We start from the raw sequence: 12,416 nt of genomic DNA, 5'->3' as shown, positions 1-12,416 counted from the left end.
ATCCACAAGGCCTTTTTGTTGAGTTTAAACTAAGTTCAGCACCCAGCCCATAATAGTGAATGACACTAGCAATAAGCTAAATAGAATCGCCAGTAAGCGCCACTGCATCACTTGCTTTAACATGACAAATTCAGGAAAGCTTGCGGCAACCGTACTCATACAAAATGCCAATGTAGTACCCAGTGGCACGCCTTGCACGAGTAGGCTTTCCATCACTGGGATCACGCCAGTTGCGTTAGCATATAACGGGATCCCCATTAATACTGCCAGTGGTACAGACCACCATTGACCATCGCCTAAGTTAGCTTCAAGCCAGCCTGCGGGCACAAAACCATGTAGCGCAGCGCCTAAGCCAACCCCGATAATGACCCACTTCCACACTCGGCCAAAAATTTCGCTGGTTTCAGCTTTGGCAAATTGATGGCGCTGTTGCCAACTAATGGCCGTGGACTCAGGCATTGCTTGGCTGGTTTGTTGCGATGATTCTCGCCCCATAGCATAGGCTTTAGCAGCTAAAGGTTGCAGCCAGCGTTCAGCTTTGAGCAGATCCAGTAAGGCGCCACCAATAATACCGATAGCAATGCCGGTAACGACGTAAAGTAAGGTGATCTCAAAGCCCAGTAAGCTAAACAACAGCAAGATCGCGACTTCATTGATCAATGGTGAAGTAAGCAAAAATGCCATAGTGATGCCGATCGGGATCCCTGCTGAAGTAAAGCCTAAAAATACAGGGATACTCGAGCATGAGCAAAACGGAGTGATAGCACCGAAACCTGATCCTAAGCCATACCCTACGAGTTTGGGTTTGCCAGCCAAATAACCACGAACTCGCTCAATATTAAGTGACGCTCGCAGCCAAGCAATGCTGTAGATCATGACGATCAGTAGCGCAAAGATCTTACTGACATCTTCCACAAAAAAATGGATCGCTTGGCCAACTTGGGTTTGGTTAGATAGGCCGAAACAATCATAAACCAACCAATCTGCTAGCGATGTAAACCATACAAACATTGACTTACTCCAGAAGGGGAATGAGGTAAAACCAACAGTAATAGATACCTGCGGCGATAAAGATGATGCCTGAGAGCATTCGTGCAAAGCGCTCTATCACAGTGATCTTGTTGAACAGACTGCCAATTTGTACTGTGCCCACTGCCAGTAATAGGCTGACGAGTAATACAGGCATGGCTGTTCCTATGCCGTAAGCTGCTGGGATCCAAAAGCTAGATTGCTGCGCAACAGCAAGTGGCAATAACGAGGCAAAAAACAGCGCTGCGGAGGTGGGGCAAAATGACAAGGCAAATAAGGCCCCTAACGCCAACGCACCGAGTTGACCCTTTTTAGCTAACTTTTGCTGTAGCTGGTTTGAGATAGACCACTTGCTACTTGGCAAGCGGATCCAGCCGAGCAAACAAGCACCAACAAATAGCAGTACAGGCCCTAGTAACATGTTCATTTGCGTCTGCAAAAAGTTAGACAACTTAGGCGCAGACATGGCGCTATGAAGTAGCAAGGCTGCCAGTAAAATGTAACTCAGCATGCGGCCAAGGCTATATGCAGCCCCCATCATTAGCGACTTTGATGGTTTATCAACTTGTTTGCTAAGAAACGATACCGCAGCAACATTGGTTGCTAAAGGGCAGGGCGAAATGGAGGTGAGCACACCAAACCATAACGCACTGGACAGTATCAACATCCACTCAACCATGACGAGCAGACTCTATTGCTGGCAGTAAAGCCACTTGCTTGTGAGTGATCTCGCCAATTTCACGATAAATATAATTGGTGAACTTCTGCTCATCAGTAAACAACTGCCAGACAGCGTCTAAGCGGCGATAATCAACGACCTTGCCATTTTGCTCAATTGCTAATACCACTGAGCGGGTAATGAGTTGAAAATCATCAATGTAGTGATCGTTTCCTTTAGACTCTAGGTTGACCATTTGTAGCTCGACGACACCTTGTTGTAGTGACTGCTGATAACCTTGTTCAATGGCTGCTTTGGTGTATTTTTCGATCAACTTGCACGAGGTGCAACGGGCATTACCATGAAAGTAGTACACTTTTAACACTTGGTTATCGCTAAGCTTCACTGCGGGTGGTGGCAGGGCAAGTTCGCTGGCGGCTTGCGATGGCACTGACGCTAAACAGAGTAATACGGCAAGTGGCATCAGCCACTTAGAAACACGATTAACGATATTCACTGGAAATTCCTTCTCTTGAGTACGCTGAATTAAATTTGGATTCTTGGGTAATGGTTACTTGTCGTTAAGTAGCTGTTGGATTTCGGCTTTAGAAGGCACATTGCCGGCAGTGATCACAGTGCCGTCAATCACGATTGCTGGAGTCGACATCACGCCATAATCGAGAATTGCCGCCATATCGGTGACTTTCTCGATGCTAAAATCAAGCGCCATGTCCGTTGCTACTTGCTCGACATCTGCAGCAAGATTGGTGCACTTTTTACACCCACTGCCTAGGATTTCAATTTTCATTTTGTTACCTCATTAATTGTTTGATGGTTTAACACTGCTGTTTCGTTCAAGACTTTTATTTCGTTCAAGACTTTTATTTCGTTCAAGACTGTTGGTTCTACTTAGCTCAAGACAGTTGCTACGCTTTATACAAGCGCGGCTTGCTCTGGGCGTTGTTGTCGATGACGCTTTCAACGCAAGTTAATGTTTTTAATAAACAAGGCGTTTCTAAGCGGTAGTAGATCTGTTTGCCGTCGCGTCGGCTATTTACGATGCCTGCTTGGCGCAATAGTGATAAGTGCTTAGACACTGTGGAAATATCTGCATTGACCCCATCAGTGAGTTCACAGACACAACGCTCTTGTTGCTGTAATTGCTCGACTAGCCATAGGCGAGTTGGGTGAGCGAGCGCTTTTAAAACCGTTGCCCGAGCCTTGAATTTTTGTTGCTCTTGTTCATTCATCTTTTTATCTAAAAAAATGCATATATAAAAAAGTGTATATTTGGCAAAATAGCCAAATGTCATCTGCTGAACAAGTTTTTTGCTTATTAGCTATTCAGTTTCGTGATCTATGAGTCAATTTGCTTAGGCTTTGTGAGTGGCAAACTCATTGAGCAAAGTACTTAACTGAGTATTGAGTAGCCTTGCTTGGAGAGGGTGCTTAATGAAAGACATAAAAAAAACGCCTTGTAAATAGACAAGGCGTTTTACAGCGAGGTACTTGCGTAGCTGTTACTTTGGCAACAGTTACTTTTGCAACTATTACTTTTGCAGTTATTGCTTTTGCAATTGGGCTTTTGCAGCTTCAACTTTGCTAAAGTCTAAGCCTAGCTCTTCAACCGCTTCTTTAATCAACGCTGGGTTTTGCATTACCAGCCCCATCAGCTGTTGTAGCTTTTCTGGTGGGATCCCTAGTTGACCAATCACTGCCATAGCCATCATTGGGTTTTCTGTCAGGGTTTGGAACAGCTCTTTAGCTTGTTCGTCACTGACATTATGCTCTTTTAAGATCGCAAGGATCGGGTTCATTGCATTACCTTTGTGAGTATGAAAATTTAAATAGTGGCTAATTCTAACACTCATCTTTGCTTAAGGTGGAGCGTGTTTTATTGCTCTATGTTGAATGTATGTATATAGCAATGAGCAATGAGTTGAGTTTTGCATCAATTTTAATCGATTAAATCACAGTTTATTGATGTGTTTTGCAAAGTTAGATAATGATTATATTGCTAATTTTCAACCTTAGTTAAGCTGCGCAGTCGTTGGCGTATAACGTCGTATTATTGCTAGGAAATAGCTTACATGGAAAACTCACAAGCAGGCCTGAGTCATTATTTATCTGGGCTGTTTTTAAAAGATAGAAGCGTTAGCAAACGGGTGTTCAACTTAGTGATTGGTTTGGTGCTAATTTGGGGCTTTACCACTAACTACCTGACGGTTGTTTACTTTCCGACAGAGTGGATTAGTAGCATTAACCCTTGGGTTATATTGATCGGCTTTTTGGTTTTTTCGACGTTAGGCTTCCTGATAATGTTTCGTTATGAGGCGCCACTATATAGCTTTTTAGGCTATAACATACTCACGTTAAGTGTCGGTTTATTGCTTAACTTGGCTTTACAAGAATTCTCCTACAGTGAGATTTTAACCGCGATTCAATATACCGCGACGATTACCTTGTTAATGATTATTACAGCGACGCTGATGCCGAATTTATTTATTCATTTTGGTAAGGTGCTGCTAGTGATCACTGGCTGGATTTTGGTGATTGAGTTGAGTTGGTTAGTTATTTTTGGCCATAGCCATGAGACTATTCACTGGATTGTAGCAGCTTGCATGTGTGGCTATATTGGCTATTTCTGGGCGGCAGCTTGCAAGTACGGTGATACATTAGATCAAGCGATTGATTTCGGTGGCATGCTTTACATGGAGATCATTAACCTGTTCTTACGCATATTAGAGCTGATCTCAAAGAAATAAGTAGGCTTATCGCGCTAAAAGCACAGCTTAAGCTGTGCTTTTTTGTTTAGGTATTAAGCCACTATAATGGATTAAGGTAGGCTTTCACTGCGGTTAATCGTACCGTTGCCCCGCCAATAATATCGAGAAAACCTAATATTGATAGTGGTTTATCAGCACTTATCCAAGCTGAGCCGGTTGCGCCAATGGGGAGCATAGCCATGGTGGCGTCATCCACTTCTAACACAACAGTGCGGCCAACAGGCATAGAGCCTAAGTTAATATGGCGTGACACCATCTGTTCCCGTGGCAAAATATCGCCTTGAGCTTCGCCTGTGGCTTCAACCTTGCTGTGTACTTTCGCTCTGAATATTTGCCCTGGATAAGCATCAATATAAAACTCGGCAAACTGCCCTGGCTGAATGTAAGCAAATGATTGATCTGGAATGCGCATCTCGACAAACTTTCTGCCTGTATCCCACAGATGCATAGCGCCAACTCGTGAGCCATCGGCAATATAAACATGGGTCACCATGCCATCGAACGGCGCTCTAACTTCTAAACGCTTCAGCTCAAATTGCTGTTTTCGTAGCTGGGCAAATTGCACTTCTAGCTGAGCATGTTGCACCTTAAGCTCAGCTTTTATTATCTCAACATTGTCCTGTGCATTTTCTAAATCACGCTCACTAACATGCTCGCCAAGTTCTGCTTTACGCTGGTAGGTACGCTTAGCTTGGGCAAGCTTAACTTCAGTGGCTTCGATGCTGCGCTCAACCTCGGTGATTCTGGCATTTATTTCATCGATTGCGCTGCTTACCTTGTCATCGACTAAGGTGTAGAGTAATTCACCTTTCGCCACATGTTGGTTGTGGTCAATGGCAATGGTATCGATTTGTTGACCAATCGCCGGTGACAAAATGGCATGGGGCGCTCTCACAGTGGTGGAGTTGGTTAAATCGGCTGGCGAATAAAAACGGTGAGCTAAAAACAAGCTTAACGCTATGATGCAGCCAACTAAAACGCTGATAAAGTAGTTACGTGGCCTAGTTTTTATCACTTTGAACTTAAACAGTAACCAAACAATAAAAATATACGGCAGCATTATCTCTTTCATGCGCGAGTCCCTCTAATCCACTCTTGTGCTCTATCCCAGTCGGTGACGATAGCGATAACTGCAAGTACCCATAAAGGCTTCCAAAATAGACCTAACATACATAGCCAAAAAATCAGCTTGGCTTGCTGCATACCGCGTTCTTTGGCGAGGTATTTAGGCAGTGAATGTAAGTGCCAAAGTTTAAGGGCTATCCAACTAAAAATACCTAGGGTGACCAAGGTGACAAACCACATAAAAGCAACGGAGTCGAGCAGTGTCATTACACTGGGGAGGTTTTCATAAACTAGGTTGGTTTCATGGATTCTCATTCAGCCCTCTTAATCAAGTCTTGTGCCTAAATTGGAGGTCAATATTAGCGTTTGCTAGCTGAACCCAAGTTGAACTCTAGTTGGTTTTTAGAGGGGAAAGGTGTCAATAAAATCACAGGGCGAGTATTCACAGCAATAAAATGACATTTCTAATAAGAGTGATGTTTTGTTGGCACTATTTGACAAAATAAATTTAGTGGCGACTTATTAAATAACTTAATCCTATTTAATGCAGTTTTTCGTGGTGTTTATATGTATTTGTGCTGAGTTGTTTTTATTTTTAATCAGTAATTTACGTGTCAATAAATCGTCTTTTAACGGTTGTTATGTTTTTTAATTTCTAATGTGTTGATTCCCTGTGTATTAGGCTCTAAAAAATGCCAGTTGCAGATATTAATTTGCGCAATTTGCAGGTGCACTGGTTGCACTTGATGACAAAGGCAAAGCCTGTGAAAGCGGGTGACGCAAAGCTTCCAGCCTAAAGGTTATGCCTATGGCAGTGGCGCTACCACAAGTGACACAGGCTGCACATTTTGCTCGCCTGCTTGTTACTTTTCGAAAGCTAAAGAAAAGGGATAAATTGATGAAATCATTAAAACTAAACATACTCGGTGCAAGCATCGCATTAGCAATGGGCATGACTGCTACTTCAGCGGTTGCCAATGGCAACGAGATGGTAAATCCACAAGCGGGTGTGGTTGTGGGTTACTGGCACAATTGGTGTGACGGTACGGGTTATAAAGGAGGGATAGCTCCCTGCGTAACCTTAACCGATATTGATCCACAATATAATGTCATTGATGTGTCATTCATGAAGGTTTATGGCGCGGTTGGCAGCATTCCAACGTTTCAGCTTGCGCCTGAAGTCGGCTTGTCCGAGGCGCAATATATTGAGCAGATCAGTGAGTTGAATAGTCAGGGGCGCTCTGTATTAATTGCACTAGGTGGTGCGGATGCTCATATCGAATTAACTATTGGCCAAGAGCAAGCACTTGCTGATGAAATTATTCGTTTGGTTGAACGCTATGGTTTTGATGGTTTAGATATCGATTTGGAACAAGCTGCGATTACTGCTGCAGACAACCAAACTGTGATCCCTGCGGCACTGCGTATTGTTAAAGATTATTATCGTGAACAGGGTAAAAACTTTCTGATCACTATGGCGCCTGAGTTTCCATATTTAACCTCAAGTGGTAAGTATGTACCCTACATTACTGCGCTTGAAGGCTATTATGATTGGATTAATCCGCAGTTTTATAACCAAGGTGGAGATGGGATCTACATTGATGGTATAGGTTGGATTGCGCAAAACAACGATAGTCTTAAGCAAGAGTTTATCTACCATATTGCTAATGCGTTATCGAATGGCAGTAACGGCTTTACTAAGATCCCCCATGACAAACTGGTATTTGGTCTTCCAACAAATATTGACGCCGCAGCAACCGGCTATGTTCAAGAGCCTCAAAATCTATACTCGGCATTTGAACAGCTAAAAGCACAAGGTCAGCCACTGCGTGGCGTGATGACGTGGTCTGTTAACTGGGATATGGGGCGCAATGCAGCGGGTCAAGCCTATAACGAATCGTTCATTAAAGCCTATGGTCCATTTATCCATGGTCAAGAGATTTTGCCGCCAGATCCTGATAACAGTAAGCCGGTTTTTTCAGGTCTTGCTAACGCTCGCGTAAAGTTAGGCGAGCAGTTTGATGCCTTAGCAGGCGTGAGCGCCAATGACATGGAAGATGGTGATTTAACATCGTCAATTGAAGTTGAAGGTAACGTAAACACTGCCGCACAGGGTTTGTATGCACTAACTTACCGTGTATCTGATAGCGATGGTAATTTGACTGAGCAGCTTCGTAGCGTAGAAGTGTATAACACTAGACCTGAAATTAAAGGTGCTGCCAGTACGACGATTGTGCTTGGAACTGTGTTTAACCCTATGTCTGGTGTTAGCGCGATAGATGCTGAAGATGGTGATTTAACGTCGCAAATAACGGTTGAAGGCGAAGTGAATGTTAATGCTGTTGGTGAGTACTTGTTAACTTACTCGGTAACGGATAGTGCTGCGGTAGAAACTGAGGTTGTACGCAAGGTTATCGTGAATGAGCTCGGGGCTGAATGTGAAAACAGTTGGGATAGCAATCGTGTTTATCGCTATGGCGATATCGTTAATCATGCAGGGCAGATCTGGTTAGCTGGCTGGGAAACTCGAGGTGATGAACCGGGTACCACTGGCAAGTGGGGAGTATGGCGAGCCCAAGGTGATAGCGAATGTGACGCTGGTACACCGCCTGTGGTTAAGCCAACTATTGAACTTAGTGGGATCTCACCTCGGTATGTGCTTGAGCAAGGCAGTGTCACTATCGAATTTAACGCAAGCGTTAATCAAGCTATGGTGATTGAAGCTAGTCTAATACAAGGCAATAGCGTATTTGTAAACACTGAAGTTAATATCGCAAATACTGCAGTATTAACCTTGTCTGCAACGGGTTTAACAGCGGGTAGCTATGAAGTGGTGGTTAATGCGCCTGAACAAGAGTTGACGCGCCGTACGAGCGTCAACTTAACAGAAGAAGTTGAAGGTGGTGATTACCCAGCGTATGCAGCAGGCACTCAATACCAAGCGGGTGATGTAGTGACTAATGCTGGCGGTGTTTATGAGTGTCGACCATGGCCAAACAGCGGTTGGTGTAGTGGCGCAGCAAGTCATTATGCACCGGGTGTGGGGAGTGCTTGGGCTGATGCGTGGTTTGCGCATTAAGTTTACTTTTGTCTGTGCCCTTCTAAATGGCAATCACAATAAAATGAGCTAACTGTAACTCCTATTGTGTTAGTTCATCTTAGCTAAGCCCTATCCATTGATAGGGCTTTTTATATAAGTTGTTCACTGTTTAAACACATATAGATTGCAAAGCTAATTAATTGTTTATTTATATATAGTTAACTGCGATTTTAAATGTGATCTAGCTGGCAAATTAGCTTTGAAACACTGGCGATAGTGAGCAATTAATATGAATATCTATTCATATTAATTCAATAACTATAAATAAATATGCAATCAAATTCTGTTGAATCAAACTCTTTCAAATTAAGCCGTCGTCAATTTCTTTATGCAGGTGCTGCAGCATCTAGCTTAGCGACGTTAGGTTGTAGCTCAAGCTCTGTTTCTACGCAAACTCCATCCGCTGCAACAGTGAATACCGCTGAGGCGATACCGCTTAACTTTAACGAAAACCCATTAGGGTTAGCACCGAAAGCGCAACAAGCTGTACTTGAAGCGTTACCAAATGCTTGGCGATATCCTGATGCGGCACGTAGCGAACTGATGGCAACGATTGCTAGCAATCTATCATTAGATACCTCGCAGTTAATCTACGGTAATGGTTCATCTGAAGTGCTAAAAATGGCATTAGATGCACTGGTGCAAACTAATACCCAGTTAGTGATGCCAGATCCAAGCTACGGTGTGATTATTGATTACGCTATGGCCCGTGGTGTACCCGTTATGAAGGTAAAGCTTGATGGTAATTGGCAAACTGACCTTGCCACTATGAAAGCTAAAGTTGCAGCGCATAACGGCCCATCGATTGTGTACCTATGTAACCCAAATAATCCGACGGGGTTATTGCTACCGCAAAGTGAGCTAAACCAGTGGCTAGATCAAGCATCAAGCAAACTGAGTTTTATTGTGGATGAAGCTTATGTGGAATATGTGGCACAAGCTGACTTTGTTTCTGCTATCGAGCGAGTTAAGCAAGGGCAAAAACATATTGTAGTGTGCCGTACCTTTTCAAAAATCTATGCCTTAGCGGGTTTACGTGTCGGTTATGGTGTGGCTCATGCTGAGCTAATTAAGCAGATGCAGGCGCAAGCGAGTATTGATAACGCCAACTTAATTGGTTGTGTAGCGGCCAAGGCCAGTCTTGAAAGCCAGCAATGGCTCGAGTTGAGTATCAAATCAAATCGTCAGGCTAAAGAGCTGGTGTATCAGCAGCTAACTGCATTGGGTTTAGATTACCTACCAAGTGAAACCAACTTCATCTTCCATAAAGTGAACGGTGATAGTGAAAAGTATATGCAGCATATGCAACAGGCAGGGATTTTAGTGGGGCGACCATTTAACCATGGCGATGGCTGGAACCGTCTTTCAATTGGCACACCTGCACAGATGCAGTATTTCTGTAAAACCTTAGCTAAATTCCGTGAGTTAGGTTGGGTGTAAACTAAGTTTGTATGGCCAAGTTCAGCAGTTTGATGAACTTGGCTTTAGGCATATCTATGGCTAGTATGGTAATAACAAAAATTAAGACCATAAAGAGTCCGCCCTATGCCTACAGAACTTAAACCAGCCTCAAGTTTTGCAACTAGCAAAGCAGCTATTGCCAACAATGTCACCGATCTTATTGGTAATACGGATCTGCTTAGGATCAATAGTTTAAGTGAATTGACTGGCTGCGAGATCTTACTTAAGTGCGAGCAACAAAACCCAGGTGGTTCCATTAAAGATCGCGCAGCATTGCAGATGGTGAAAGATGGGATCGCCTCAGGCAAATTAACACCCGGAATGACTATCGTTGAGGGCACGGCGGGTAATACAGGAATTGGTTTAGCTTTAGTTGCCAAAGCGTTAGGTTTTAAGATGCAAGTGGTGATGCCTAAAGGCCAGGCGCCTGAAAAAGAGCAAATGGTTAACCTGTATGATGCCAAGCTTAAACTTGTCGATCCATGTCCGTTTGCTAATCCTGATCATTTCTATCACACCGCGAGAAGAATCGCTGAGGCAAATAGTGATTGCTGGTGGGCGGATCAATTTGAGAACACCAGTAATTTTAGGGCTCATTATCTCAATACAGCTCCTGAGATCTGGCGGCAAACTCAGGGCAAGATCGATGCGCTAGTCTCTGTTGCTGGTACTGGTGGTACTATAGCGGGAAACTCACGTTATTTATCTGAGCAAAACCCACAGTTACAGACTTGGCTGGTGGATCCTGATGGTTCTGGGATCTACGCATATTTGAAAACAGGCCAGTACCAATCAAGCGGTAGTTCATTCACTGAAGGTATTGGTATCATGCGCTTAGTTGAGAACTTCCGCCAAGCTAAGGTAAATAAAGCGATTACTTTGCCAGATCGTGATCTGATCGCCATCGCGCGTCATGTCAGAGAGTATGACGGTATTACACTTGGCAGTAGTGCTGCCCTCAATGTTGCTGGAGCGCTTTATGCGGCAGCAAAAATGGGAGCGGGTAAGACTATCGTGACTTTTTGGTGTGATATTGCTGAGCGCTCCTCATCTAAATTATATAATAAACAGTTTCTTGCTGATAAAGGCTATAGTGAAACTAGTGAGCCGATAACCGAGATGTTTCACCGTTATCAATCTCAGTCAGATCCAGCTGTGGTGACGGTAAAATAGAGTGAGAGCTGGGTTCTAGTTTTTAGTTAACTTTATTGATTAATACTCTACTGCATTCCATAGTTCGCTAAAGTAGGTTTATCGCCTGTATTCATGAAAAGGGGGCGGGTAGGCTGTGGTTTTAGTAACTTGGCGTGTAGCTGATGCAAAGTGTTCCCAATGTAGATTTTAGAGCGCCGAATATTAATAAGTCTGGCGTTGAAATATTAGATTTAGAGCATTTTTATAGCAAATTGGCTAGATGCAAATTCTGTCCCTCTAAACCTCATCGGATCAATTACTTCTGTTTTATCTATATCACTGAAGGACAGGGGGGACATTTTGTTGACTTCAAATATCACCCTTTTCAAAGTGGCAGCTTTATATTTATCAATAAACATCAGGTGCATGCTTTTGATTTAGAGAGTCGGCCTAAAGGTAAGATGATTAATATTACCGAAGACTTTTTAAATACGATTTTAACCAATATCCGTATTCCATTTTTTACCCCAACCCATTTAGTGAGTTCGCAGCAGCCTTTAATGAGTTTAAGCGGGGCGTTAATCGAAACCTGTGAGCATTTACTATACGAAATTAATAAGGCGCAGGAAGCTGAAGTTAGCTCTAACTTATTAGTACAATTGTTATTTTCTTCATTACTGGTCGCTTTAGCAACGGAGAGGAAAACCGAGAGTTTGCACTTAAGTGAGGCTCAAGCTTATCGTTTTCAGCAGTTTTTATTACTCATTGAAAGTAAGGCCGCTAGCACCCGCGAGGCTTCTGAATATGCGCAAATGCTGCATGTTTCATACAAGTCTTTAAATTTGTTGTGTAAACAAGCTTGCGGGCAAACGGCGAAACAATTAATCGATGCCCATGCGATTTTAGAGATCAAGCGACGCCTGATTATTGGTAGCGCTAAGATCCAAGAGATCGCTTTTGATCTTGGTTTTGATGATGTGACCTACTTTGTAAAATTTTTTAAGCGTCATACTCAACTCACTCCCTCACAATTTAAAGAGTCACGTGGGTTAAGCTGTTAATTTGGTCGTGACGTTAAAATGCCTTTGAGTTCACATTGTGATTACTCGGTACGAAAATCACCATTTTTGGGATGATAAATCCATTACCTCTGCTCGGCTTATTGTCTATTTTCTGCTTTGAC

At 43.2% G+C, this 12,416-nt stretch carries 13 protein-coding genes and 1 riboswitch; of the genes, 5 read left to right on the top strand and 8 right to left on the bottom strand.

Annotated elements, in window-relative coordinates:
• Positions 1-24: 24 nt before the first annotated feature.
• From L884_RS0105285 to L884_RS0105260, 6 genes are all read right to left on the bottom strand, one after another.
• Complete coding sequence (locus L884_RS0105285; RefSeq protein WP_028766508.1) at positions 25-1,011, bottom strand: permease; 987 nt, start codon at positions 1,009-1,011, stop codon at positions 25-27.
• Positions 1,012-1,015: 4 nt separating this feature from the next.
• Complete coding sequence (locus L884_RS0105280) at positions 1,016-1,696, bottom strand: aromatic aminobenezylarsenical efflux permease ArsG family transporter (RefSeq protein ID WP_245603074.1); 681 nt, start codon at positions 1,694-1,696, stop codon at positions 1,016-1,018.
• Positions 1,697-1,700: 4 nt separating this feature from the next.
• Positions 1,701-2,204 carry a nitrophenyl compound nitroreductase subunit ArsF family protein gene (locus L884_RS22600; RefSeq protein ID WP_051435549.1) on the bottom strand — a complete coding sequence of 168 codons (504 nt, stop codon included), beginning with the start codon at positions 2,202-2,204 and terminating at the stop codon, positions 1,701-1,703.
• A 54-nt stretch (positions 2,205-2,258) separates the two neighbouring features.
• Positions 2,259-2,495 carry a thioredoxin family protein gene (locus tag L884_RS0105270; protein WP_028766506.1) on the bottom strand — a complete coding sequence of 79 codons (237 nt, stop codon included), beginning with the start codon at positions 2,493-2,495 and terminating at the stop codon, positions 2,259-2,261.
• 118 nt (positions 2,496-2,613) lie between these two features.
• Entirely contained in the window at positions 2,614-2,937 is a 324-nt protein-coding gene (locus L884_RS0105265; protein WP_028766505.1) for an ArsR/SmtB family transcription factor, read from the bottom strand.
• A 312-nt stretch (positions 2,938-3,249) separates the two neighbouring features.
• Positions 3,250-3,504: a DUF2999 family protein gene (locus L884_RS0105260; RefSeq protein ID WP_028766504.1), complete on the bottom strand. Its 255-nt coding sequence runs from the start codon at positions 3,502-3,504 to the stop codon at positions 3,250-3,252.
• Positions 3,505-3,777: 273 nt separating this feature from the next.
• Here L884_RS0105260 and L884_RS0105255 point away from each other — a divergent pair, with 273 nt between their 5' ends.
• Positions 3,778-4,452: a Bax inhibitor-1 family protein gene (locus L884_RS0105255; protein WP_028766503.1), complete on the top strand. Its 675-nt coding sequence runs from the start codon at positions 3,778-3,780 to the stop codon at positions 4,450-4,452.
• Positions 4,453-4,513: 61 nt separating this feature from the next.
• Here the strand turns inward: L884_RS0105255 and L884_RS0105250 are convergent, their stop codons facing one another.
• The gene (locus L884_RS0105250) at positions 4,514-5,545 is read right to left on the bottom strand and encodes an HlyD family secretion protein (RefSeq protein ID WP_028766502.1); all 1,032 of its coding nucleotides are present in this window, start codon (positions 5,543-5,545) and stop codon (positions 4,514-4,516) included.
• A complete protein-coding gene (locus L884_RS0105245) occupies positions 5,542-5,853 on the bottom strand; it encodes a hypothetical protein (RefSeq protein WP_028766501.1) in 312 nt (103 codons plus the stop codon). The genes L884_RS0105250 and L884_RS0105245 overlap by 4 nt, the downstream gene beginning before the upstream one ends.
• Positions 5,854-6,282: 429 nt before the next feature.
• Positions 6,283-6,366: riboswitch (cyclic di-GMP riboswitch) on the top strand.
• A gap of 70 nt (positions 6,367-6,436) precedes the next feature.
• On the opposite strand from L884_RS0105245, the gene L884_RS23385 reads away from it, so the two are divergent.
• The 4 genes from L884_RS23385 (at position 6,437) to L884_RS0105220 (ending at position 12,294) form a co-directional block, all read left to right on the top strand.
• On the top strand, positions 6,437-8,617 hold the full coding sequence (locus tag L884_RS23385; RefSeq protein ID WP_028766500.1) for an immunoglobulin-like domain-containing protein: 2,181 nt from the start codon (positions 6,437-6,439) through the stop codon (positions 8,615-8,617).
• A 291-nt stretch (positions 8,618-8,908) separates the two neighbouring features.
• A complete protein-coding gene (locus L884_RS0105230; RefSeq protein ID WP_028766499.1) occupies positions 8,909-10,078 on the top strand; it encodes a pyridoxal phosphate-dependent aminotransferase in 1,170 nt (389 codons plus the stop codon).
• 105 nt (positions 10,079-10,183) lie between these two features.
• Positions 10,184-11,272 (top strand): cysteine synthase A, encoded by a 1,089-nt coding sequence (locus L884_RS0105225; protein ID WP_051435548.1) that lies wholly within the window; start codon positions 10,184-10,186, stop codon positions 11,270-11,272.
• A gap of 143 nt (positions 11,273-11,415) precedes the next feature.
• Positions 11,416-12,294 (top strand): AraC family transcriptional regulator, encoded by an 879-nt coding sequence (locus L884_RS0105220; protein ID WP_028766497.1) that lies wholly within the window; start codon positions 11,416-11,418, stop codon positions 12,292-12,294.
• The last annotated feature ends 122 nt before the right edge of the window (positions 12,295-12,416 follow it).

Origin of the sequence: Shewanella fidelis ATCC BAA-318 (assembly GCF_000518605.1) — a bacterium.
GTDB lineage: Bacteria > Pseudomonadota > Gammaproteobacteria > Enterobacterales > Shewanellaceae > Shewanella > Shewanella fidelis.
Note: the sequence above shows the minus strand (reverse complement) of the source record. Positions and strands in the feature narration are given on the sequence as shown.